The following is a 21,695-nucleotide window of genomic DNA, read 5'->3' as shown; positions in this document are numbered from 1 at the left end:
CGTGACCGTCCACAACGGCCACGACGCAAGCGGTACCAACCTCTTAGGGGGACACCGTGGCGCTGAAGCCCGAGCCGACCGCGCCGTTCCATTCGGTGCAGTACGCCCTCCGCGTACTCGAAACGATCTCCCGGCACGCCAACGGCGTGACCGACGCGCAGATCGCCCGCGAGACCGGACTGCCGGCAGCCCACCTCACCCAACTGCTGTCGATGCTGCGCCGGGAAGGCTACGCGCAACAGCTCGCCGACGGCGCGTATGTCGTCGGCGAGTCGCTGCTCCTGCTCGGCTCCGGCTCCGACCGCAGCCGCGCCCTGCGCGACAAGCTCCAGCGCACGCTGGACCAGCTACGCGATTCGGTCGGGGCGGCGGTCTACATCAGCAGGTACATCGACGGCGAGGTGAAGATCCTCCACTACGCCGACGGCCCACTGGCGCCCAAGGTCAACGAGTGGGCCGAGTTCCGCCGCACGGCACACGCCAGCGCGGTCGGCAAGTGCCTGCTGGCCCAGCTCGACCACGACGGCCGGATGGACCACCTCTCGCGCCACAAGACCGCCCGGCTCACCTCCCGGACGATCACCAACGAGAAGGTGCTGTTCCACAAGCTGGACAGCCAGCCGCCGACCGTCCCCGTCCTGGACCTCCAGGAATACGCGGTCGGCACGGTCTGCGCCGCCGTTCCGATCACCGCCGGCAAGACGGTCGGCTGCCTGGCCCTGTCCATGCCGCTGGAGCACGCCCACCGTCTGCGGCAGGCCGCCGACACCCTCAACCGCAAGGCCGCGCCGGTCCTCCTGTCGCTGGCGATCTGAGGTCGGAGCGTCGCCTGAGGTCGCAGGGGCCCGGGATCCCGGGCCCCTGCGGGCTTGAGCGCGAGGGTGGCCGGGAGCGCGCTCCCGGGGCGCCACGGGGGCGGCCCCGAGGGTGGTCATGAGCACCCTTCTCGACCAGGTAGTATTTCTTTCGTCAGCGCGCGCCGCTAGCTCAGTTGGTTAGAGCAGCTGACTCTTAATCAGCGGGTCCGGGGTTCGAGTCCCTGGCGGCGCACGTAGGAAGTGGGCGCTCCCGGTTTACCGGGGGCGCCCACTTCTTTTGCGTTCCGGACCGCGCGCCGCGCTCGGAGTGTGGGGCACGGGGCACGGTCAGTGAGGTGCCGGTCATCGATCGAGGAGATGCTCCCGATCATGGTCGCGGTACTGCGCCAGGAGGGCGGCACGGTCGTCGTCGGTGAAGCGGCGGTACCGCCACCGGGCGGCACGGTCCTCGCCGGCGGGCGAGCGGGGGGCCGGGGGCTCGACCGGTCGCCACCAGACCGGATCCGGGCAGCGGAAGCCGGCCCGCCGGAGGGCTACCCGGTGCACCTTGTTGGTCGCGGTGACCGGCAGCGCGGCAACGGTCCGCAGGAACCGGGGCGCCATCTTCGTACCGAGGTCGGGCTGGGCGGCGAGGAAGGCCGCGAAGTCGTCCGGGTCGAAGGCCGTACCGTCGGGCAGTGCGAGTGCCGCCATGACCTGGTCGCCGGCGACCGGGTCGGGCACGGCGTAGACGGCGACGCCGGTGGCCGGGACGTAGCGGGCGAGGATGTTCTCGATCATCGCGGCGGCCAGGTTCTCGCTGTCGACCCGCAGCCGGTCGTCCGCCCGTCCGGCGAAGTGGAAGAACCCTGCCGGGTCCCGGAAGAACAGGTCACCGGTCCAGTACCACCCCGCACCGGCGCGGCCCGACGCCCGGCCCCGGGTGCGGGCGGCGGTGGCCTCCGGGTTGCGCCAGTAGCCCTCGAAGGCGCTGCGTCCCCGGTTGACCAGCTCCCCTATGGCCTCGTCCCCGTTGAGCAGCCGGCCGGCCGGGTCGAGCCGGGCGCGCGGCAGTTCGTCGCCGGTGTCCGGGTCGACGACGGCGAGGTCGTCGCCGGGGGCGGGCCGGCCGACGGCGCCGGGCGGGGTGTCCGAGGTGCGCTGTAGTGCCGCGCCGCCTTCGGAGGAGCCGTACCCCTCGACCAGTCGCACGCCGAACCGGTCGACGAAGCGGGCGACGTCGACGGCGCCCGCCTCCGTCCCGAATCCGGTGCGCAGTGCGTGGTCGCGGTCGTCGGGGGCGGGTGGGGTGGCGAGGAGGTACTGCACGGCGCGGCCGACGTAGGTGAAGTAGGTGGCGCCGTAGCGGCGCACGTCGGGGAGGAAGGCGGAGGCCGAGAAGCGGCGGCGCAGGGCGACGGCCGCGCCGCCGGCGAGCGCCGGGGACCAGCCGGCGATCACCGCGTTGCCGTGGAACATCGGCATGCACAGGTAATGGACGTCCTCCTTCCGCACCCCGAAGTAGCGGACCAGGGAGTGGCCGGCGGCGGCCAGCCGGCCCTGGCTGCACAGGGCGGCCTTCGGCGCCCCGGTGGAGCCGGAGGTGAAATAGAGGAGCATGCGGGTGGCGGGACCCGGGGTGGGCCCCCGCCCCTCCCCGCCGGTACGGAGCGCGGAGCCGGTGACGTCCCCCGGCCGAACACCCTCGAACGGGGCGAGCAGCTCCTGGTAGGCGGGGTCGTCGGTGATCAGTACCCGCTCGGGCGGGAGCACCGGGCCGAGACCGGCGAGCAGCGGCAGGTGCGCCCGTTCGGTGATCAGCAGCGCGCAGTCGGTGTGGGCGATGTCGCGGGCCAGCTCCGGGCCGCGGCGGGTGGGGTTGATGCCGGCGACCGCGGCTCCGGCGAGTGCCGCCGCGCCGAGCCAGAGCGGGAACTCCGGGACGTTGTCGAGCAGCACCCCGATGTGCGGCTCCGCGCCGCGCGGCAGCAGCTCCCCCAGCAACGCGGCCCGCGCGGCGGCGGCGCCGGCCACCTGGTGGTGGGTGAGCGCCACCTCCTGATACTTGAGGGCGATGCGGTGGTCCGTCCACTGCGCCTGGACGAGCTCGGCGATGGTGCGGGGGGCGGAGGCGGGGGTGGAGCCGCGGCCGGGGGGCGGGGCGGGGGCAGGCGGCGGGGCGGGGACGGTGTGGCTGGCCGCCTTGTGGGCGGGTGCCTTGTGGGCAGGTGCCTTGCGACCGGGTGGGGTGTGCTCATGGGCGTCGCGGGCGAGCGGGCTGTCGCTGCGGGAGCTGTCGGCCACCATGACGGCGGAGCTTAACTGACGCTGCGTCAGTTTTGCAGGGTGCGGGGATGCGGAAGGGCGCGGAGAAGCATGAAGGGGCATGCCATGAGGGGGCGAGGGGCAACGGGCGAGGGGCAACGGGCTGCCCCGCGATTGACCTTGGGGCGTGTCGGCCTGCGGGTTCGGCCGGGTCGTGGTTCAGCAGGACTTGCTGCGAACGTGCACCGGCTCGGTGCTGGGTTTGTGCCGGGTGGGCCGCTCGGCGGCGCGGGCGGAGACCAGAGCGGCGATGGCGCGGTGCGTCTCGGCAACGCCCTCGGCCGCGGCATGGACGAACGCGTCATCCAGGGTCCGCAGCAGGATGCCGGGCCGGTCGGGGACGGCGAACCCACGGTCCGCCGGCAGCGGGCGGACCTCCTGGATCGCCCGGCCGATCGTGGAGGACCCCACCTCGTAGAGCACACCCAACGCCTCATGGGTGAGCCCAGTCCGCAGATGGACCAGTGTCGCCAGGAGCCGGTCGGTGAAGACCAGTTCGTACTTCGGCCCGGCTCCCGCCTCCCGCCGACGGTCGCCCTCACGTCGCTCATTAGGGTCGAGGCATGACGCCACCCCTTGCCGGCAGTGCCTTCGACTCGCTCCGCCTCGACGCCGTGCCCGACCAGGAGGCGCTGCGCCGGGCCTACGAACTCCCCAGCGACGCGGCCGTGCGCAAGCAGATGACCGAACTCACCGAACAGACCAGGTGGTTGATCGGATGCTCATCGCTGGTCCTGGTCGCCAGCGCGGACGCCGAGGGCAACTGTGACGTTTCCCCGCGCGGCGGTCCCGCCGGGTTCGTCGCCGTCTTAGACACGCGGACGGTGGCGATACCGGACGCGACCGGCAACAAGCGTCTGGACACCCTGCAGAACGTCGTCGCCACCGGACGGGCCGGGCTGCTGTTCGTCATCCCGGGGCGCACCACGACGCTCAGGGTGAACGGCCGGGCCTGCGTCTCCACCCGTCCGGAGCTGCTGTCGCAGCTGACCGCCGTGGGCAAGCCGCCGGCCAGTGCGCTGGTGCTGGGGATCGAGGAGGTCTACCCGCACTGCCCCAAGTCCCTCCTGCGCAGCGGGTCCTGGAAGCCGGAGCAGTGGCTGCCGACGGACGCCCAGCCGACCTCGGCCGAGGTGACGCTGGCCCAACTGCGGATGCCGGAGCTGACGATCGCCGACATCGAGCAGGCGGAGGCGGACTCGCTGAAGTACCGGTACGAGTAACGGGCCGACCAGCGATTGCTGAACCACCAGCCCGCCGAACCCCTAGACCAGCACGCCTCGGGCCTCTGATCGGAGCACTTCGCCCGGTGTCCCATCAACCCCTGGGTCTACCCCTTCCTCCATGCGAGACCAACCCGTGGCGTGACGCCGCCAACTGCCGCTGCCCGTAGCGTTCTTATACAACGAGACGGCGGCGGGAGCACGAAGGAGCCGCAGACGGTCCCGGGGTGGCGAGGGCCTCCCCGGAGGGAGGACGGGGAGGCCCGATGAAGACACCACACCTGCCGACGGGACGTGGCGGCAGCGCCAGGGTCAGGGTCAGGACAGGTCAACATCCGAGCAGGCGTAGAACGCGTTGCCCGTGTCAGCGATGTTCCATACGCCCAGGATGAGGTGGCGCCCGGACTTGAGGGTGGGGACGGTGCCCTGATGCTGCACCGTCTCCCCCGGGCGTGCGCCCCCCATCGGCACCGTCATGAACGGCTCGGGTTCGAGGTCGGCGCGGGTGAGCGGCTTGGTGGGGTCGTAGCCGTCCTTGGTGATGAAGTACTCGAAGTCCGCCGTCGCATGCCGTGCCGTGAGGCGCCAGGTGAAGGTGTAGCCCTGCCCCGGGGAGAGCTTGGTCGCCGGCCACTTGCCACCGCGCGGATCGTCCAGTTGCACGAAGTTGTCGTGCCCGCCGGAACAGATCTTGCCGTCAGCCGGCCCGGCGGCGGGGAATCCCGTGGGCGCCTCGACGCTCTGGGGCTCGTACTGAATAGCGCCACAGTCCTTGACGGTGCCGTTGGCGCAGAGCGCCTGACGGCTCGGCGGCGCGTCGCTGTAGCCGTGACTGGAGGCGCTGCCCGTCGCGAGAAAGGAGGCCCCGACGATACCGATGCCTATCACGGCGGCACTGAGCTTCTTACGCATGCTTCGCTCCTGAAGAACGCTGGGGGGAGGGGAGTTCTGCGAGTCGAGTGAAGTGCGGTGCTGCGCTTGGTCCAGACCAACTGGCAGATTAGTGAGGGGAATTGAACATGTCTAGACCATGACGCGATCATGTCCGCTCGACGACCACTCGACGTCCACTCGACTTCTGTGCGGCCTCCGTACGAAGTCCGTCGCGAAGTCCGTCACGAAGCCCGTCGCACCGTCAGCGGCCCTACGCCGCGTTTGCCTTCCGCTGAGGCGTGCATCGGTTGCGGCGTTCATCAGTTCCGACTGTGTCGGCCGGCGGCCGTGTGAGAGTGAGGGGCATGGATACGACACCGGATGGCCGCCCCGTCCCGCCCCCGCACGCCGGGGAACGCGAGGGCCTGGAGAGCTGGCTGGACTTCCACCGCGCCACACTGGAACTGAAGTGCGCGGGCCTAGATGACCGTCAGCTGCGGCTGGCCTCGGTGGCGCCGTCGTCGATGACGCTGCTGGGCCTGGTCCAGCACATGGCAGAGGTCGAACGCAACTGGTTCCAGCGGGTGTTCGCGGGTCGGGACGTGCCACCGGTGTACGAGGGGGGTTCGGGCGATGGCTTCACGCTCGTCCCGGGCCGCGGGATCGACGAAGCTCTGAGCCTCTGGCGCGCGGAGGTCGCACGGAGCAGGGACCTGATCGCCGGTTCGTCGCTGGAGGACGCCGGCAAGCTCTCGGAAAAGGAGGCCGGACACGTCGGTGGCCAGGGAGTCTCGCTGCGCTGGATCCTGGTCCACATGATCGAGGAGTACGCACGCCACAACGGTCACGCGGACCTCATCCGGGAGTGCATCGACGGCACAACGGGCGCCTGAGGCACCCCACATCGCGGCCAAGCCGGCTGGCGCTCCCGCCGGGTCGCACCACCCGGCGGGCCAGCGCCACCCGGCTGGCCTGGGCTACCCGACTGGCCTGAGCCGCCCGGCGGGCCTGGCCTGGCCCGCCCGGCGGGCTCGGGCTGCCCAACTGGCTCGGGCTGCCCAACTGGCTCGGGCCACCCGGCTGGCTCGGGCCACCCCATCTGGCTTGGGCTGCTCGGCTGGCCTGGCCCGCCCGGCTGGCTCGGGCTACCCAACTGGCTCGGCCTGCCCGGCTAGCTCGGGCTGACCGGGAGGTGGGGGGTCACGCTGCCTCTGGGAGGGGGCCCGGGGTGGGGGCGGCGGCGGTTTGGACGAGGGCGGTGTAGGTGCGGCGTAGGGCGATGAGGGATTCCTGGGCCTCGCGGTAGACGGCGGCGTCGGGGCCGCCACGGTGGGCGAGGGTGCGGACGGGGGCGCAGTGGCGGTCCATGGCGCTGAGCCAGGCGCGGTGTTGGGCCGGGAGGTGGCGGCGCAGGTGCTGGCGCCGGCCCTCGCCGAGGCGGCGCCCGCCGATGCCCAGGACGGCGTCGGCGGCCTGGAGGACCGGCGGCTCCAGGGCGCCCTGTTCGGCGAGCGCGCCGAGCACCGCCCGCTGCTGGTCGGTGGCCGGGGCGGACGCCAGTTCCGCGGCCTCGGAGTGGAGCTGGGCGCGCAGGGCGTGCTGGATGCGGACCAGGCGGCGCAGTGCCGTCGGCGTGGACGAGTCGTCGGGGGCGCGGCCGGCCAGGGTGTCGGCGAGGCGGAAGAGCCAGATGCCGTGCGCCTCCAGCCGGGTCGCGGCGAGCATCAGCCGGTCCAGGCGGCTGAGCGGCTGGCCCTCCGGAGCCCAGCGCACGATCGGGACCAGTTGTTCGGTGCGGGCCAGTTGGTCGATGGGGATGTGGCGGCGTGGTTTGCGTTCCGGGGCCCAGTTGTGGAGCGCAAGGGTGGGCAGGGCGACGAACTGGTCGTGGTCGATGCGGTGCGCGATGGCCGCCCAGAGTTCCAGGAACGCCTCGTTGGCGACCTCGCGGGCGGCCGGCGCCTGCGGGTCCAGGGCGCTCCAGCCGCAGGACACCGCGATGACCGCGACGCGCATCGCGGCGGCCTCCGCGTTGCGCGGCGAGAGGCGGGAGACGCGCTGTCGCAGGGCGGTCAACTCCTCGGCGTGGTCGGCGCGTTTGACGACGTCGAGGGCGGTCGCGCGGTCGGGTGCGACGGCCGCCTCGCGGGCCATGGCGTCCAGCCGGGTCCAGGTGCCGATCATGGATCGTACGGGGGGCCGCTCGGGGAGGAAGCCGTGCGTGCAGGGGTCGTGCGGGGCCGGCGCGCCGGAGGTGTCGCCGTCGGCGGGCGCGGCGTCGGCCGTTCCGGTGGGGTCGGCGCCGGCGCCGGCGGGGCCGCCCTGCGCCGGGATCCGGACGGCCGGGTCGGCACCGGTCCGGGCGGCGGGGATGCGGTGGGCGGCGGTCCGGCCGACCGCGCCGGGGGCGGCCGCGCCGGCCGGGTCCCGCGGGTCGGTGGTCGTGGCGGCTCCGGGGGCGCCCGTTTCGGGGGTCGCCGCGCGTATGGCGAGGCGAGCGTCGGGCGTCGTCGTCATGGGAGTAGGGGTCATCAGCACTTCCCCGCTAGCAGGCGGGCCAGGTGGGCGTCCATATCGAGATAGCGGTCCTCGTGGCCGGGCGGGACGATGGCCGCGGTCTGCTCCAGCCAGGCGGTGAGCTCCGTCGCGCGCACCGTCAGCTCGCAGACGTTGCCGTCGGTGGCGAGTTCGATGTGGACCCGGCGGGATGCGCCCGCCCGACAGGCGGGCCAGACCCGCACGTCACCCTGCCCGACCTCGCCGCACAGCCCGCCGAGCAGCAGATCGCGGGCGAACAGCCAGGTGGCGACCGTCTCGCCGCGACTGAGGAACGCGACCTCGACCTCGTAGGGGCGGTCACTGCGGTAGCCGAACCGGCCGGCCACCGGAACCGTTTCGTCCGGCCCGAGGAGGAGCTGCATCTCAAGGGTGCGCTTGGCTGTCGACACCACGACGATCAACCTTTCCAAAGAGGGGCGAGTCCCGGGGCCCCGGTTCGGGGCTCGCGTCCTAGCAGACGTTGGCTCGCGGGATGGGGTTGCAGGTGATGGCGGACTAGTGATGGACGCCATGGTCCGCGGGGGACGCGCGGGCGGGGGTTGCGGCCCGGCGCCCGGCCCGGCGGCGGGGTGACGTGCCGGGTGCCGTGGGCGGTGTGTCGCGGGACCGTCATGCCCGTTCTCCTCCAGGCCGGCTGCTCGTCGGGGCCGACGCCCGGGCATCGGCCCTGCCGCGCCCCGGCGCTGGCCTCAGCCTCTCAACGGGCAGGAGAAACCGCATGTTGACGGGGCAACTGATGCACTACGGCCACGAAGTCGATCTTCACAGACCAATCCGGGCGCCCGCTCGGGCGAAGGTCCCGATGTCGCGGGACTTTCGGCCCGGGGCGGGAGGGTCCCCGGTGGGGTACGGGGCGGGTGGGGTTGGTGCGGTCGACGGGCGGGGCCACGGCCAGGCGGGCGCGGGAGTGGCGGGGATCACACGAGGGGGAAGCGTGGGGGGCGCATTCCTGGGTACGGACCACCCCCGGAGTTCGTGTAGAGTTTTCTTCGTCAGCGCGCGCCGCTAGCTCAGTTGGTTAGAGCAGCTGACTCTTAATCAGCGGGTCCGGGGTTCGAGTCCCTGGCGGCGCACGTAAGACTGAGGCCCCTCGCATCGCGGGGGGCCTCAGTCGTGTTCCGTTGTGGCGCCGGGGGCCGCCGGGGCTCCGGTACGCGTCGTGGGCGCGGTGAGCGGGTGCGGTCGGGCAGGCGAACGGGCCGGGGGGCGGCCGACGGCGGCGGCGTCGCCGGTCGCGGGGAGCCGCGCCGGGCCACCGTCCGGGAGGTCGGGACGGCCGCCGCAGAACCAGCAGGCCAGCAGCAGGACGACCCAGGCGAGGCCCGCCAGGAGGCGGGGGGCGGCGGATGCGGGGCGTGCACCCGGCGGCCCCGTCCGCCCGGCGGCCACCGGGACGGTCGCGACGCCGGTGCCCATCGGGACGGCTACCTGCTCCGCGGCCACCAGGAGTGCCGCGTCCTCGGTGCCCGTCCAGTCATTCCCGCCGGGTGCTTGCTCGCCGTCCCTCGGGGCGGCCGGGTTCTCGGCGTCCGGTACGGCGGTGGCGTGCTCGGCGTCCCGCGGGGTGGCCGTTTCCTCAACGTTCGTCGGCACTGCCGCTCCCCTGGCGTTCGCGGCGGAGCCGGAGTCTGAGGCGGAGCAGTTGGCCGGCGATGACCAGGATGGCGCCGCCCGCCAGGACGAGGACGACGGCGGAAGTGCTGCTCAGTTCCCGGCGGGCGGTGACCCGGCGGGGCGTGCGGGGGACATGGGCGGTCAGGGCGGGCGCGGTGTGGGCGCGCGCCGAGCCGGCCGGGTGGGTGGCGCGGGTGGTGTCGGGGCCGGCGGGGTGCGGGCCGGTGGGTGCGGTGCGGTGCGGGCCGTGCGCGGCCGGGGCGGCGATGGTGGTCTGGGCGGTGCCGGGGCCGCGTCCGTCGTCGGTGGCGTACGCGGGTGCCGTCGTCACCGCGCATACCGCGACCGCGGCACAGAGTGCGAGCTGCGGTGAGCGCATGGTGTACCTCCGGATACTCCGAAGGTCCGCCGGTGCGCGGCCGGGCGCATCCGGGGCGGGGCCGGGCTGCGCCGTTCGGGTGGCCGGGAGCCTCCGCCGGCGGCTCCGGCGGCGGGGCTGCGACAGGGCTCCGGCGGTGGGGCTGCGGCGGTGGGGCCGGCCCGGGTGTGGGGCCGGCCCCGGGCCGGGGATCAGACCAGGTCGACCAGGTCCGCGATGGAGTCGACGACGCGGGAGGGGCGGAAGGGGTGGCGTTCGATGTCCTCGGGGCGGGTGAGGCCGGTGAGGACGAGGAAGGTCTCCATGCCCGCTTCCAGGCCGGCGACCACGTCGGTGTCCATCCGGTCGCCGATCATGGCGGAGCTCTCGGAGTGGGCGCCGATGGCGTTGAGCGCGTGGCGCATCATCAGCGGGTTGGGCTTGCCGACGAAGTACGGTTCGACGCCGGTGGCCTTGGTGATCAGGGCGGCGACGGAGCCGGTGGCGGGGAGGGCGCCCTGGGGCGAGGGGCCGGTCTCGTCGGGGTTGGTGGCGATGAAGCGGGCGCCGTTGTCGATCAGCCGGATGGCCTTGGTGAGGGCCTCGAAGCTGTAAGTCCGGGTCTCTCCGAGGACAACGTAATCGGGGGCGTGGTCGGTGAGGATGTAGCCGATGTCGTGCAGGGCGGTGGTCAGGCCGGCCTCGCCGATGACGTAGGCGGTGCCGCCGGGGCGCTGGTCGTCGAGGAACTGGGCGGTGGCCAGCGCCGAGGTCCAGATCGACTCCCACGGGACGTCCAGCCCGATGCGGTTGAGGCGGGCGTGCAGGTCGCGGGGGGTGTAGATGGAGTTGTTGGTCAGGACGAGGAAGGGCCGGCCCGATTCGCGCAGCCGCTTGATGAAGGCGTCCGCGCCGGGGACCGGGACGCCCTCGTGCATGAGGACGCCGTCCATGTCGGTGAGCCAGGACTCGATCGGCTTGCGCTCTGCCACTGCCACTCCTGCCGTGCGTGTTGACCAGGGCTGGCCGGATGGCCAGGGCGCCGGCCGGGCCCGAACGGGCGGCCGACGGCCCCAGCCTAAGTCAGCGGCGGCGCACCGGCCCTGGTCGGTGACGGTCAGCTTCCGGTTGCGGTCTTCCAGGCGCCGATGTAGGTGTCGAGGTTCTTGTCGACGTCGTTCCAGTCGGGCTGGAAGACGTCGACCCCCTTCATGATCGCGGCGAGGGCCGTGGCGTTGGGGTCGGTGGGCTTGATGTCCTTGCGGGAGGTGAAGCCGCCGCCGACGGCGGAGACCTCTTCCTGGACCGGCTTGCTGAGCAGGTAGTCGAGGAACTTCCGGGCGTTGGCGGCGTGCGGGGCGTCCTTGACCAGGCCGGCGGCGTAGGGGAGGGCGAAGGTGGTGGGGCGGGCGCCGGGCTTGGCGGCGGGGAAGAAGATGCCCTGGTGGGGCATGGACTTCATGTTGGCGTAGTTCATCTGGACGTCGCCGTTGGCGACCAGGAGTTCGCCCTTGTCGGTCTTGGGGGCGAGCTGGCCGGTGGAGGAGGACGGGCCGACGTTGTTGGCCTGGAGCTTCTTGAGGAAGTCCATGGCGGGGCCCTGTCCGCCGAAGTCGTGCAGGGCCTTGATGAGGACGGCGGTGCCGTCGCCGGCGACGCCGGGGGTGGAGTACTGGAGCCTGCCCGCGAACCGGTGGTCGGTGAGGTCCTGCCAGGTGGCCGGGGGCTCCTTGAGTTCCTTCTTGTTGTAGATGAAGCAGAAGTAGTTGTTGACGATGGAGACCCACTTGCCGTTGGGGTCCTTGTCGGCGGCGGCGACCTGTTCGGAGCCGTGTGGGCGGTAGATGTCGAGCAGGCCCTTGCCGTCGGCCTGCTGGATGAAGGGCGGCAGGGTGACGAGGACGTCCGCCTTGGTGTTGGCGCGTTCCCGGGCCAGGCGCTGGACGGCGGCGCCGGAGCCGGACTCGACGTAGTCGACCTTGATGCCGGTCTGCTTCTCGAAGTCCTTGAAGACCTTGTCGTAGAAGCCGTCGCCCTGTTCGCTCTTGAGGCCGTCGGCGCTGTAGACGGTGATCTCCTTGGCGTTGGGGTCGGCGGCCGGGGTGCCGCAGGCGGTGCCGGTGGCGGCGAGGACGAGGACGGCGGCGCCGGCGGTGAGGGGGCGGGGCAGGCGGCTGGACATGGCGGGTGCTCCTGGGGAACGGGTCGCGGGCGACGGGGAGTCGGGGGGTGGCGTGGGGTCAGCGGTAGGTGGCCCGGGTGCGGATGCGGGAGACGCCGAGGAGGACGAGGAGGGTGGTGGCCATGAGGGCCACCGCGAGGGCGGCGCCGGTGAAGAGGGCGCCGCGGTCGGTGGCGGCGAAGATCTGGACGGGCAGCGGCATCCAGTCCGGGGGGTAGAGCATCATCGTGGCGCTCAACTCGCCCATGGAGAGGGCGAAGCACAGGCCCGCGGCGGCGGTCAGGGACGGCAGGAGCAGGGGGAGCTTGACCCGCCGCAGGACGTAGCCGGGGCGGGCGCCGAGGCCGGCGGCGCTCTGCTCGTAGGCCGGGTCGAGGCGGGCCAGCGCGGCGGTCACGGACTGGTAGGCGAAGGCGGTGACCAGCACGGTGTGGGCGATGATCACGATCTGCGGGGTGCCGTTGAGGAGGAACGGGGGCTGGGAGAAGGCGACGAGGAGGGCGAGGCCGACGACGACGGAGGGGACGGCGACCGGCAGGAGGAAGAGCGCGTCGAGGACCCGGCGGGCGCGCCGGCCGAGCTTTTCGGCGGCCAGGGCGGCCCAGGTGCCGGCGGCCAGGGCGGCGACGCTGGCGGCGAGGGCGGTGAGCACGCTGGTGGTCAGGGCGGTGAGTGCGTCCCCCTTGGCGATGTCCTGATAGTGCGTCAGAGTCAGGCCGGAGGGGAGGGCTCCGCTCCAGCCGCCGGCGAACGAGGCGGCGACGATCACCAGCAGCGGGAGCGCGAAGACCGGGACGAAGAGGAGGAAGAACACCGCCCAGACGACCCGGCGGGCGGCTGCGCTATGCACGAGCACGGTCGGCACCTCCTGCGGCGAGGGCGGGGACGGGGGCGGCGGGGACGGGCCCGGCGGGGAGGTCTCCCGCGGGGGTGCGCCCGGCCGGGACGGTGCCCGCGGGGGCGTGGCCGGCGGGGGTCTTGCCGGCGGGGGCCCGGGGGGTCTTGCGGCGCTCGGCGGTGCCGCTCGTGCGGGACATCACCGCCCGGTACAGGGCGTAGAGGGCGACCGACAGCACGATGTTGATGACCGCGACGACGCAGGCGCCGGTGTAGTCGCCGTCGAGGATCGCCTTGGTGTAGACGAGCATCGGCAGGGTGACGACGTTCTTGGCGCCGGTGAACAGCACGATGCCGAACTCGTTCAGGCACATCACCAGGACCAGCGCGCCGCCGGCGGCGAGCGAGGGCAGCGCCTCCGGCAGGATCACCGTCCGCACGATCCGCCACGGCCGGGCGCCCAGCGATCCGGCGGCCTCCACCTGCGCGGTCTCCACCTGCGAGAACGCGGCGAGCAGCGGGCGCATCACGAACGGGGTGAAGTAGGTGACCTCGGCCAGCAGGACGCCCCAGGGGGTGTGCAGGAAGTCCAGTGGCCCGTGGGCGGCGCCGGTGACGTCCGTCCACAGGCCGTTGGCGATGCCGACGGTGCCGTAGAGGAACAGCAGGGCGAGGGTGATCAGGAAGGACGGGAAGGCCAGGAAGATGTCGATGAAGCGGGCCAGCGCCCTGCCGCCGGGGAACGGGACGAAGGCGATGACGAGGGAGAGCAGCAGGCCGAGGAGGAGCGCGCCGAGGGTGGCGCCGGCGGCGATCAGCACGGTGTGGGTGAGCGCGTCCCGGAAGGACGTGGCGGCGAGGACGGCGGCGTACGGGGCGGTGGACGGTCCGCCGCCGTCCTCGGGGGTGACGGACTGGCGGACCACCAGGGCGAGCGGGTAGAGGAACACCACCGCGAGGGCGGCGACCGGCGGCAGGGCCCACAGGGCGGCGGTCCGACGGTGGCGCCGCCCGGCTTCCGGCATGGCGCGGTCGGGCACGGCACGGTCGGGAACGGCACGGTCAGGCATGGCGCGGTCCGCCGTCCACGGCCACCGTCGGGGTGTCCGTCGGGGTGTCCGTCGGGGGCTCCGTCGGGATTCCCGTCTGGATGCCCGCCGGGATGAGGACCGCGTCCTCCGGGGCGAAGTGCAGGGCGAGTTCCGTGCCGAGCGGTGGGGTCTCGCGCAGTTCCCGCAGGTCGGCCAGGACGCGGTGGCCGTCGACCGTGAGGTACAGCCGGTGGGTGGCGCCGCGCCACTGGACCTCGGTGACGGTGCCGCGCAGGGTGTTGCCGTGCGGGTCGGGGCCGGCGCCGAGGCCGAGGAGGTGCGGGCGGACGCACAGCGTGGCGGTGGCGCCCGGGGTCGCGTCCCCGGTGGGGACGGCCAGCGGGCGGCCGGCGAACTCCACGCCGCCGTCGTGGCGCACGGTCACCGGCAGGAGGTTCGCGGTGCCGACGAACGACGCGGTGAACGCGGTGCGCGGGCTGCGGTAGAGCGCTTGCGGGGTGCCGCACTCGCGCAGCCGGGCCGACTCCAGTACGGCGATCCGGTCGGCGAGGGTCAGCGCTTCGACCTGGTCGTGGGTGACGTAGAGGATCGAGACGTCCGGCAACTCCCGGTGCAGGCGGGCGAGTTCGGTGAGCATGCCGGAGCGCAGCTGGGCGTCGAGCGCGGACAGCGGCTCGTCCAGCAGCAGCACGCCGGGGCGGATGGCGAGCGCCCGGGCGATGGCGACCCGCTGCTGCTGGCCGCCGGACAGCTCCCGGGGGTGCCGGTCGGCGTAGGCGGCCATACCGGTCATCTCCAGGGCTTCGGCGACCCGGCCGGGGATCTCGGCGCGCGGGACCTTCTGCGCCTTGAGGCCGAAGGCGACGTTCTCGGCGACCTTCATGTGCGGGAAGAGCGCGTACTGCTGGACGACCATGCCGATGCCGCGCTTGTAGGGCGGCAGGGCGGTCACGTCCCGGCCGCCGATCAGGACCCGCCCGGAGACCGGCCGGACGAAACCGGCGACCGCCCGCAGTGCGGTGGTCTTGCCGGAACCGGACGGTCCGAGCAGGGCCATCACCTCGCCCGGTTCGACGGTGAGGTCTAGGGAGTCCAGGACGGTGTGTTCGCCGCGCCGGCCGTGGGCGACGGTGACGCGGTCGAAGCGGATGCCGGAGGCGGGGCGCGGCGCGGCGGAGGGGGCGGCGGCCGCGGCGGAGGGGGCGGGCATCTCACACCACTCCCAGCAGGGCGGGCAGTTCGGCGACCGAGCCGAGGACGTGGGTGGCGCCGGCGGCCGACAGTTGCGCGGCGTCGTGGGCGCCGGTGAGCACCCCGGCGACCACCGCGGCGCCGCTGCGGCGCCCGGCGGTCATGTCGTAGGAGGTGTCGCCGGCCACCGCGAGCTGCGCCACGTCGTCGGCGGCGCCGGTGCGCAGCAGGGCGGCCAGCACCATGTCGGGGTACGGGCGGCCGCGGCCGCCGGCGTCGGCCGGGCAGAGGGTGAGCCGGACCAGGTCGCGCCAGCCGAGCGCGTCGAGGATGGCGTCCTGGGTGACCCGGGCGAATCCGGTGGTGAGGACGACGGTGCGGCCGGCGGCCTGGAGGGACTCGATCGCGGCGCGGGCGCCGGGGACAGGGGCGATCCGGCCGTCGTCGACCAGGGCGCCGTAGGCCGACTCGAAGGCGCGGTTGGCGCGCTGGGCGGCTTCCTCGGTGGCGTGGGGGTCGCCGTCGGCGGCGGCGAACAGGTGCCGGAAGACGGAGATCTTGGACTCGCCCATGGTGGCGCGGACGTAGGCGAGGTGCTCGGCGTGCCGGGGGCTGCCCGGCTCGACGCCCATGTGGCGGGCGGCGGTGTCGAAGGCCCGCTCCACCAGGCCGTCGTCGGCGACGGTGGTGCCGGCCATGTCGAGGACGACCAGCCGGACGTCCTCGGGGCGCTCGGGGTGCGCGGGGTGCGCGGGCGGGTTCGTCAACGGGCTCACCATCCCAGTTCGTTCGCGGTGGTTTCGGCGATGGCCGGGGAGCAGGTCATACCGCGTCCGCCGGGTCCGGTGACCAGCCAGACGCCGTCCCGGACCTGCTGGCGGTGGACGACCCGGCTGGTGTCGGTGCACTGGGCGTAGACGCCGGCCCAGCGGTGGCGGATGCGGGGCAGCGGGCGGCCCAGGATCGCCTCGACGACGCCGGTGAGGTGCTCGTAGGGCTCCTCGACGGTGTCGAAGGCGAACGGCGTCTCGTACTCGTGGGTGTCGCCGATGGTCAGGCCGCCGTCGGCGCGCTGGACCATCAGCAGCTGCATCTTGTGGGCGGCGGCGGTCGGGGTCTGCGCCTGGCCGGCGTTGAGGGCGTCCAGGGCGTCGCCGCGGTAGGCCGGGTAGTAGCGGAAGCTGTCGGCGTCGGCGACGGAGGTGGTCAGGGGTTCGCCGAGCGGGTCGGTCTGCATCATCTGGAGGCGCACCCGGCGCACCGGCAGGTCGGGGACGAGTTCCCGGACCAGACCGCCGAGCCAGGCGCCGGTGCACAGCACCACCGCGTCGCCGTGGTGGGTGGCGCCGTGGTCGTCGCGGACCGCGCGCTCGCCGACCACGTCGCGGACCTCGCGGCCGCCGAGGTAGGTGTACCGGCCGGACGCCGACAGGGCTTCCTTCAGGGCGCGTTGGGCGACCCGGGGTTCCACGGCGGCGTCCCGCTCGCACCACAGGGCGCCGGTGAAGTCGCCGCGCAGGGCGGGGTTGAGGGCGCGGGCCCGGCCCGCGTCGAGGAGCCGGTAGCCGCGGGCGGCGGCGTCCGGGCGGCGGGTGGCGGCCTCGGCGACCGCGTACTCGGCGTCGTTCCGGACGACGGTCAGGGAGCCGATGGCCCGGAACCCGATGCCGGGGACGCGGGCGCCGATGCCCTCCCAGAGTTCGCGGGCGCGCAGGGCGGTGTCCAGTTCCTCGCCGCCGGCGCGGCCGCTGACCCAGATCTGCCCGAAGTTGCGGACCGAGGCGCCGCGGGCCTCGGCCTCCCGCTCGATGTGCAGGACCTCGTGGCCCCGTTCGACTGCGTGCCAGGCGTGCAGGGTTCCCAGCACGCCGGCTCCGACGACTATGACTCGCATGCCCCAGACGGTCGCGGCGGCGGGTGGCCCGCGGGGGACGGGTCGGCGACGGGTCGGTTAACACGGGCTCAAACTTGGCCTAGACCCGTTACCTTCCCGTGACATAACGGGGTGTCCGGCGGGCCGCGGAAGGTCCCCGTCAGGACTCCCGCGCGCCCCCCAGGTGGGTGGTGAACGAGAACCGGTCGCCCCGGTAGAGCGAGCGCACCCGCTCCAGCGGGCGGCCCCCGGTGTCCCGGGACAGTCGGTGGATCAGCAGCATCGGCAGCGCACCGGGCGTCCCGATCAGCAGCGCCTCGCGCGGGGTGGCCAGCACCGTCTCCAGGCGTTCGTCGGCGTCCCCGAAGCCGATGCCGAGCCGCTCGTGGAGGTAGGCGTAGAACGACGAGTCCGGCTCGAAGTCGCTCGCCAGGTCCGGGACCCGGGCCACCGCGACGTAGGTGCTCTCCAGGCCGACCCGTTCGTCGTCGGCGAGCAGTACCCGTTCCATGTGCCACACCGCGTCGCCCGCGGCGAGCCCCAGGTCACGGGCGAGCGCCGGCGGGCTGGGGAAGCGGTCGAGCGAGACGAGGTGCCGGCCGGGGGTGCGGCCCTGGCGGCGGACGCCCTCGGTGTAGCTGGCGAGCGAGAGCGGCTGCGCCATCTTGGGGCCGGCGACGACCGTGCCGCGCCCCAGCCGGCGCAGCCGCCCCTCCAGCACCAGTTCCCGCAGGGCCTGGCGCAGCGTCTCGCGGGACACCTCGAAGCGCAGGGCCAGTTCGCGTTCGGCGGGCAGCGGTTCGCCCTCGCCCAACTCCGTCAGCAGGGCGGCGATTTCGACCTTCGCCGCGTAGTACTTGGGGATGCGTCCGTGCTCGGGGATGCCGGACCGGACGGGTGCGCCAGGATCCTGGCCGTACGGGAACTCCACCCGGCGATCTTCGCACCCGTGGCCGGCCGGGAGGACCGCCACCCCGGGCACCCCGGCACCGCCCCACCACTCCCGGCGCCTCGCGGACAGCACCCCGGGACCGTGGCAGGCGGCCGGATACCCGATCACCTCGCGATACAGCGGCCGCGGCCTGGCTCTTCGGGTCCTCGTGGGCGTCCTTCCCCTGCTCACGCCCGTGTTAGCCGGATGTTAGCGGCGCGGCAGCCTTGCGACAGTGGCCCCGAGCAAAGTGGGTGTCGTACCGAGGAAACGACGACACCCACTGCCCCCGGGGGACCCGAAATGCGCTCCAACACCGCTGCCCGTACCGCTCGTCGCCGCACTCTGCGCGTTGCCGCCGCGGCCCTGACCGCAGCCGCCGCGCTTTCCCTGACCGCCTGCTCCGGTTCGGACGCCGCCGGTTCGAAGGCCGCGGGCGGGACGGAGAGTGGTGTGAACGCCGCGGGCGTGGATGCTGCCGGTTCCTCCGGCTCCGGTTCTTCCGGCTCTGGTTCTTCCGGCTCTGGTTCTTCCGGTTCCTCCGCTGGCGCGCCGGGTTCGGGGGCCAAGGCGGGTTCGGGCGCCGAGGGCGGTACGAAGGCGGAGGCCGCGGGCAAGCAGTCGGGTGGTTCGCACGCCACCAGCGGTGGCGGGGCGGGTTCGGGTGTCGAGCGCTGCCACACCTCCGGTCTGAAGGCGTCGTTCGCCACCGGCGGCGACGCTGCCCCGGACCCGAATGCGGCCGGCGCGACGACCACCAGCGTCGTGCTGACCAACAAGGGCAGCCGCACCTGCAAGATCGGCGGGTTCCCGGGCGTGGACCTCACGTCCGAGAACGGCGGCGAGCGCTGGTCGCTGGCCCGCTCGTCGGCCAAGCACGGCTCGATCACCCTGGGCCCCGGCGACAGCACCGACTTCACCATCAACGTCGCCATGACCAAGGAAGACACCGGCTTCTACCAGCCCGCCTGGGCGGACATCACCCCGCCCAACGAGACCAAGTCGCTCACCATCAAGTGGCCCTGGGGCACGCTCGTCGACCAGCGCGCCGCCACCCACCCGGCCACCTTCGTCAACCCCATCGGCTGACCACCTCGACTGACCACCTCCGCGCTGCCCGGACATGAGCCAGGCCCGTCTCCGAGAACGCGGTGGCTTCGCAAGGGGTGAGGGCCGGTCCGGCAGGTCCGCGACGTCAGGCGGGGCGGGGCGGCGACGCCTCAGCGGAACAGTCCCGTCAGGACCAGTTCCGCGGCGCCGTCCGCGACGGTCCGGGACCCGCCGCGGGCCAGCGCCACCGGTACCGCCGCCGGTACCGCCGCCGGTACCGCCGCCGCGGGGCCGTCACCGGGTGCCGTCCCCGGCCGGCCGCGGAGGGCCGCATGGTCGGCGAGGACCCGGGCCACGCCGTCCCGGAACCGCTCCGGGTGCGCGAGGACGGTACGGCCGCCGAGCAGCACCCGGTCGATGTCCAGCAGTTCCACGAGGTTGGCCGCGGCCACGCCCAACACCCGGGCCGCCGATGGCAGATCGCCGCGGGCCACCGCCGCCAGGCACAGCGCCTCGACGCAGCCGCGCCGCCCGCAGTCGCACCGCGGTCCGTCCAACTGCACCACCTGGTGGCCGAATTCGCCGGCGCCGGTGTGCGGTCCGCGGTAGAGGGTGCCGCCGAGGACCAGCCCGGCGCCGAGCCCGGTCCCCAGGTGGAGATAGGCGAACGAGGCGCCGCCGGCCTCCTCCGGCGCACGACTGAGGCCGAGGGCCGCCGCGTTGGTGTCCTTGTCCAGGACGACCGGCAGGCCCAGGCGTTCCGCGAGCGCGTCCCGCAGGGGGAAGCCGGCCCACTTCGGGGCCCCGGTGACCTGGCGCAGCACGCCCGTCGCGTGGTCCAACGGGCCCGGGCAGGCCACCCCCGCGCCGAGCACCGGCGGCCCGCCCGCCGCGTCCCGTAGCGCCGCGACCTCGCGGGCGGCGGTGGCCAGTACCGTTCCGGCGTCGGCGCCGAAGTCCAGGGGCGCGCGGCGGACGGCGGCCGGCCGGCCGGTGAGATCGGCCAGGACGCAGGTGATCTCGTCGCGGTCCAGGTGGACGCCGACGGCGTGCCGGGCGCCGGGGACGAGCCGCAGTACGGTGCGCGGTTTGCCGCCGGTGGAGGCCCGGCGGCCCGCCTCGGCGGCCAGGCCGTCGGCCCGCAGCCGGGCGGTGATCTTGCTGACCGCCTGCGGGGTGAGTCCGGTCCGCTCGGCCAGTTCCAGACGGCTCACGCCCTCCTCCCCCGCCGCGCGCAGCAGGCCCAGCACCAGTGCGGCGTTGTGCCCGCGCAGGGCGAGGAGGTTGGCGCCGGGGGCGGCGGAGGCGCTCGGGGCGACGGGCGCGCCCGGCATGGCGGCCCCGGCCGGGCCGGCGGGAGCCGTGGGGCGGACCGGTGCCGTGGGGGCGGGGGCTGCCGCGGTGGGGGCCGGTGCGGCGGTGTGCCGGTGGTCGCCGGTGGCCGGGCGGGCGGGATCGTTGCTGCTCACCGTCCCATTCTCCGCACTGCTTGCACTTTGGCAACAGCGTTGCGAAAGTGGACGGCATGAGCGACCCCGAAGCACGCAGCGCCGCCACCGCGGCCGCACCCCGCACCGCCCCCCTCCGCGTCGGCCTGATCGGCTACGGCCTGGCGGGCTCGGTCTTCCACGCCCCGCTGATCGCCGCCACCGACGGGCTGCTGCTCGACACCGTCTCGACCCGCAGCCCCGAGCGGCAGGCCCAGGCCCGCGCCGAGCACCCGCAGGTCCGCACGGTGGCGAGCGCCGAGGAGGTGCTGGACCGGGCCGCCGCCGGCGCGCTCGACCTGATCGTGCTGGCGTCGCCGAACAAGACGCACGTACCGCTCGCCACCGCCGCCCTGGAGGCCGGTGCCGCGGTCGTGGTCGACAAACCGCTGGCCGCCACCGCCGCCGAGGCCGAGCAGCTCGCCGCGCTCGCCGACCGCCGCGGACTGCTGCTCTCGGTCTTCCAGAACCGCCGCTGGGACAACGACTTCCGCACCGTGCGCCAGCTGCTCGCGGACGGCGCACTGGGCGAGGTACGGCGCTTCGAGTCCCGCTTCGAACGCTGGCGGCCGCAGCCCAAGGGCGGCTGGCGCGAGTCCGGCGACCCGGCAGAGCTGGGCGGACTCCTCTACGACCTGGGCAGCCACCTCGTCGACCAGGCACTGACCCTCTTCGGCCCGGCGGTCTCGGTCTACGCCGAGGCCGACGTCCGCCGCCCGGGCGCCGAGGCCGACGACGACACCTTCCTCGCCGTCACCCACGCAGGCGGCGTCCGCTCCCACCTGTGGGTGAGCGCCACCGCCGCACAACTCGGGCCGCGCTTCCGGGTGTTGGGCAGCCGCGCGGGCTACGTGAAGTACGGCCTGGACCCGCAGGAGGCCGCACTGCGCGCCGGCCGGCGGCCGGGCACCGACGGCGACGCCTGGGGCGTGGAGCCCGAGTCCGCCTGGGGCCGGCTCGGCGCCGTGGGGACACCCCCAGCGACAGCCGGCGGAGAGTCCCCGCAGACCGGCGCCGGACAACCGGTTCCCACCCTGCCGGGCGCCTACCCCGCCTACTACGCGGCGATCGCCCGAGCACTACGCGAGGGCGGGGCACCGCCGGTGACCGCCACCGAGGCCGCGGCGGCACTGCGCGTCCTGGAGGCCGCGAGGCGCTCCGCTACGGAGGGGCGGGTCGTGGGGCTGGACCGGTCCGCTGCGCTTGGCTAGCCCCGTACGTTGTCGGCCGTTGCGCCTGGCGGCGCGGGGCCTCGTACGTTGCCGCTGCGCGGGGCTGTTCGGCCGCGGTGCCGGGGCTGTGGGGTGGGGGTGTGCCGGACTGCTTCGCTTTACGTCCGGCAC

The 21,695-nt window shown here is 73.9% G+C and carries 21 protein-coding genes and 2 tRNA genes; 7 read left to right on the top strand and 16 right to left on the bottom strand.

The genetic code is table 11. The annotated features are described in order from the left end of the window. Nucleotides 1-56: 56 nt before the first annotated feature. Both ACFVT2_RS15220 and ACFVT2_RS15215 read left to right on the top strand, forming a co-directional pair. The gene (locus ACFVT2_RS15220) at nucleotides 57-815 is read left to right on the top strand and encodes an IclR family transcriptional regulator (RefSeq protein WP_390017135.1); all 759 of its coding nucleotides are present in this window, start codon (nucleotides 57-59) and stop codon (nucleotides 813-815) included. Between the two features lie 161 nt (nucleotides 816-976). After that, a tRNA-Lys gene (locus ACFVT2_RS15215) sits at nucleotides 977-1,050 on the top strand. Between the two features lie 110 nt (nucleotides 1,051-1,160). On the opposite strand, the gene ACFVT2_RS15210 is transcribed toward ACFVT2_RS15215, so the two are convergent. After that, nucleotides 1,161-3,104: an AMP-binding protein gene (locus ACFVT2_RS15210; RefSeq protein ID WP_390017132.1), complete on the bottom strand. Its 1,944-nt coding sequence runs from the start codon at nucleotides 3,102-3,104 to the stop codon at nucleotides 1,161-1,163. Between the two features lie 177 nt (nucleotides 3,105-3,281). Then, nucleotides 3,282-3,695, bottom strand: coding sequence for a transposase family protein (locus ACFVT2_RS15205; protein WP_390017129.1), 414 nt, complete (start codon nucleotides 3,693-3,695; stop codon nucleotides 3,282-3,284). Between ACFVT2_RS15205 and ACFVT2_RS15200 the strand changes: the two genes are divergently transcribed. Further along, nucleotides 3,686-4,345, top strand: coding sequence for an MSMEG_1061 family FMN-dependent PPOX-type flavoprotein (locus ACFVT2_RS15200; protein ID WP_390017126.1), 660 nt, complete (start codon nucleotides 3,686-3,688; stop codon nucleotides 4,343-4,345). The two genes, ACFVT2_RS15205 and ACFVT2_RS15200, sit on opposite strands and share 10 nt — an antisense overlap. 318 nt (nucleotides 4,346-4,663) lie before the next feature. Here ACFVT2_RS15200 and ACFVT2_RS15195 read toward each other — a convergent pair whose 3' ends face one another. Continuing rightward, a complete protein-coding gene (locus tag ACFVT2_RS15195) occupies nucleotides 4,664-5,257 on the bottom strand; it encodes a lytic polysaccharide monooxygenase (protein WP_390017123.1) in 594 nt (197 codons plus the stop codon). Between the two features lie 326 nt (nucleotides 5,258-5,583). Between ACFVT2_RS15195 and ACFVT2_RS15190 the strand changes: the two genes are divergently transcribed. Next, entirely contained in the window at nucleotides 5,584-6,111 is a 528-nt protein-coding gene (locus ACFVT2_RS15190; protein WP_390017121.1) for a DinB family protein, read from the top strand. A gap of 307 nt (nucleotides 6,112-6,418) precedes the next feature. Here ACFVT2_RS15190 and ACFVT2_RS15185 read toward each other — a convergent pair whose 3' ends face one another. Both ACFVT2_RS15185 and ACFVT2_RS15180 read right to left on the bottom strand, forming a co-directional pair. Further along, nucleotides 6,419-7,750 (bottom strand): hypothetical protein, encoded by a 1,332-nt coding sequence (locus ACFVT2_RS15185; RefSeq protein ID WP_390017118.1) that lies wholly within the window; start codon nucleotides 7,748-7,750, stop codon nucleotides 6,419-6,421. Further along, nucleotides 7,750-8,169, bottom strand: coding sequence for an SsgA family sporulation/cell division regulator (locus ACFVT2_RS15180; RefSeq protein ID WP_390017115.1), 420 nt, complete (start codon nucleotides 8,167-8,169; stop codon nucleotides 7,750-7,752). Before ACFVT2_RS15180 ends, ACFVT2_RS15185 begins: the two co-directional genes overlap by 1 nt. Nucleotides 8,170-8,776: 607 nt before the next feature. On the opposite strand from ACFVT2_RS15180, the gene ACFVT2_RS15175 reads away from it, so the two are divergent. Continuing rightward, a tRNA-Lys gene (locus ACFVT2_RS15175) sits at nucleotides 8,777-8,850 on the top strand. A 34-nt stretch (nucleotides 8,851-8,884) separates the two neighbouring features. Here the strand turns inward: ACFVT2_RS15175 and ACFVT2_RS15170 are convergent. From ACFVT2_RS15170 to ACFVT2_RS15125, 10 genes are all read right to left on the bottom strand, one after another. Continuing rightward, a complete protein-coding gene (locus ACFVT2_RS15170; protein WP_390017112.1) occupies nucleotides 8,885-9,370 on the bottom strand; it encodes a hypothetical protein in 486 nt (161 codons plus the stop codon). Next, on the bottom strand, nucleotides 9,354-9,770 hold the full coding sequence (locus ACFVT2_RS15165; RefSeq protein WP_390017110.1) for a hypothetical protein: 417 nt from the start codon (nucleotides 9,768-9,770) through the stop codon (nucleotides 9,354-9,356). The genes ACFVT2_RS15170 and ACFVT2_RS15165 overlap by 17 nt, the downstream gene beginning before the upstream one ends. 191 nt (nucleotides 9,771-9,961) lie before the next feature. Beyond that, a complete protein-coding gene (locus ACFVT2_RS15160; RefSeq protein WP_390017107.1) occupies nucleotides 9,962-10,741 on the bottom strand; it encodes an HAD-IIA family hydrolase in 780 nt (259 codons plus the stop codon). A 125-nt stretch (nucleotides 10,742-10,866) separates the two neighbouring features. Next, nucleotides 10,867-11,931, bottom strand: a complete 1,065-nt coding sequence (locus ACFVT2_RS15155; RefSeq protein WP_390017104.1) for a 2-aminoethylphosphonate ABC transporter substrate-binding protein — start codon at nucleotides 11,929-11,931, stop codon at nucleotides 10,867-10,869. A gap of 58 nt (nucleotides 11,932-11,989) precedes the next feature. Further along, a complete protein-coding gene (locus ACFVT2_RS15150; protein ID WP_390017102.1) occupies nucleotides 11,990-12,787 on the bottom strand; it encodes an ABC transporter permease in 798 nt (265 codons plus the stop codon). After that, nucleotides 12,774-13,838 (bottom strand): 2-aminoethylphosphonate ABC transporter permease subunit, encoded by a 1,065-nt coding sequence (locus ACFVT2_RS15145; protein WP_390017099.1) that lies wholly within the window; start codon nucleotides 13,836-13,838, stop codon nucleotides 12,774-12,776. The genes ACFVT2_RS15150 and ACFVT2_RS15145 overlap by 14 nt, the downstream gene beginning before the upstream one ends. Continuing rightward, nucleotides 13,831-15,030 (bottom strand): ABC transporter ATP-binding protein, encoded by a 1,200-nt coding sequence (locus ACFVT2_RS15140; RefSeq protein ID WP_390017097.1) that lies wholly within the window; start codon nucleotides 15,028-15,030, stop codon nucleotides 13,831-13,833. Before ACFVT2_RS15140 ends, ACFVT2_RS15145 begins: the two co-directional genes overlap by 8 nt. 1 nt (nucleotide 15,031) lies before the next feature. Further along, nucleotides 15,032-15,790 (bottom strand): phosphonatase-like hydrolase, encoded by a 759-nt coding sequence (locus tag ACFVT2_RS15135; RefSeq protein ID WP_390017095.1) that lies wholly within the window; start codon nucleotides 15,788-15,790, stop codon nucleotides 15,032-15,034. After that, entirely contained in the window at nucleotides 15,784-16,905 is a 1,122-nt protein-coding gene (locus ACFVT2_RS15130) for a TIGR03364 family FAD-dependent oxidoreductase (RefSeq protein WP_390017093.1), read from the bottom strand. Before ACFVT2_RS15130 ends, ACFVT2_RS15135 begins: the two co-directional genes overlap by 7 nt. Nucleotides 16,906-17,044: 139 nt before the next feature. Continuing rightward, complete coding sequence (locus tag ACFVT2_RS15125; protein ID WP_390017469.1) at nucleotides 17,045-17,815, bottom strand: GntR family transcriptional regulator; 771 nt, start codon at nucleotides 17,813-17,815, stop codon at nucleotides 17,045-17,047. Nucleotides 17,816-18,118: 303 nt separating this feature from the next. On the opposite strand from ACFVT2_RS15125, the gene ACFVT2_RS15120 reads away from it, so the two are divergent. Then, a complete protein-coding gene (locus ACFVT2_RS15120) occupies nucleotides 18,119-18,904 on the top strand; it encodes a DUF4232 domain-containing protein (protein WP_390017090.1) in 786 nt (261 codons plus the stop codon). 131 nt (nucleotides 18,905-19,035) lie between these two features. On the opposite strand, the gene ACFVT2_RS15115 is transcribed toward ACFVT2_RS15120, so the two are convergent. Beyond that, the gene (locus ACFVT2_RS15115) at nucleotides 19,036-20,199 is read right to left on the bottom strand and encodes an ROK family protein (protein ID WP_390017467.1); all 1,164 of its coding nucleotides are present in this window, start codon (nucleotides 20,197-20,199) and stop codon (nucleotides 19,036-19,038) included. A 191-nt stretch (nucleotides 20,200-20,390) separates the two neighbouring features. Here ACFVT2_RS15115 and ACFVT2_RS15110 point away from each other — a divergent pair, with 191 nt between their 5' ends. Beyond that, nucleotides 20,391-21,563: a Gfo/Idh/MocA family oxidoreductase gene (locus ACFVT2_RS15110; protein WP_390017087.1), complete on the top strand. Its 1,173-nt coding sequence runs from the start codon at nucleotides 20,391-20,393 to the stop codon at nucleotides 21,561-21,563. Nucleotides 21,564-21,695 lie beyond the last annotated feature (132 nt).

Source organism: Streptomyces sp. NPDC058000 (assembly GCF_042886435.1).
Taxonomy (GTDB): domain Bacteria; phylum Actinomycetota; class Actinomycetes; order Streptomycetales; family Streptomycetaceae; genus Streptomyces.
Note: the sequence above shows the minus strand (reverse complement) of the source record. Positions and strands in the feature narration are given on the sequence as shown.

Coding starts and splice junctions, on each gene's coding strand:
- ACFVT2_RS15185 (WP_390017118.1), bottom strand. CDS start 7,750: ATGACCCCTACTCCCATGACGACGACGCCCGACGCTCGCCTCGCCATA.
- ACFVT2_RS15200 (WP_390017126.1), top strand. CDS start 3,686: ATGACGCCACCCCTTGCCGGCAGTGCCTTCGACTCGCTCCGCCTCGAC.
- ACFVT2_RS15155 (WP_390017104.1), bottom strand. CDS start 11,931: ATGTCCAGCCGCCTGCCCCGCCCCCTCACCGCCGGCGCCGCCGTCCTC.
- ACFVT2_RS15195 (WP_390017123.1), bottom strand. CDS start 5,257: ATGCGTAAGAAGCTCAGTGCCGCCGTGATAGGCATCGGTATCGTCGGG.
- ACFVT2_RS15120 (WP_390017090.1), top strand. CDS start 18,119: ATGCGCTCCAACACCGCTGCCCGTACCGCTCGTCGCCGCACTCTGCGC.
- ACFVT2_RS15130 (WP_390017093.1), bottom strand. CDS start 16,905: ATGCGAGTCATAGTCGTCGGAGCCGGCGTGCTGGGAACCCTGCACGCC.
- ACFVT2_RS15110 (WP_390017087.1), top strand. CDS start 20,391: ATGAGCGACCCCGAAGCACGCAGCGCCGCCACCGCGGCCGCACCCCGC.
- ACFVT2_RS15140 (WP_390017097.1), bottom strand. CDS start 15,030: ATGCCCGCCCCCTCCGCCGCGGCCGCCGCCCCCTCCGCCGCGCCGCGC.
- ACFVT2_RS15135 (WP_390017095.1), bottom strand. CDS start 15,790: ATGGTGAGCCCGTTGACGAACCCGCCCGCGCACCCCGCGCACCCCGAG.
- ACFVT2_RS15145 (WP_390017099.1), bottom strand. CDS start 13,838: ATGCCTGACCGTGCCGTTCCCGACCGTGCCGTGCCCGACCGCGCCATG.
- ACFVT2_RS15165 (WP_390017110.1), bottom strand. CDS start 9,770: ATGCGCTCACCGCAGCTCGCACTCTGTGCCGCGGTCGCGGTATGCGCG.
- ACFVT2_RS15210 (WP_390017132.1), bottom strand. CDS start 3,104: ATGGTGGCCGACAGCTCCCGCAGCGACAGCCCGCTCGCCCGCGACGCC.
- ACFVT2_RS15115 (WP_390017467.1), bottom strand. CDS start 20,199: ATGCCGGGCGCGCCCGTCGCCCCGAGCGCCTCCGCCGCCCCCGGCGCC.
- ACFVT2_RS15190 (WP_390017121.1), top strand. CDS start 5,584: ATGGATACGACACCGGATGGCCGCCCCGTCCCGCCCCCGCACGCCGGG.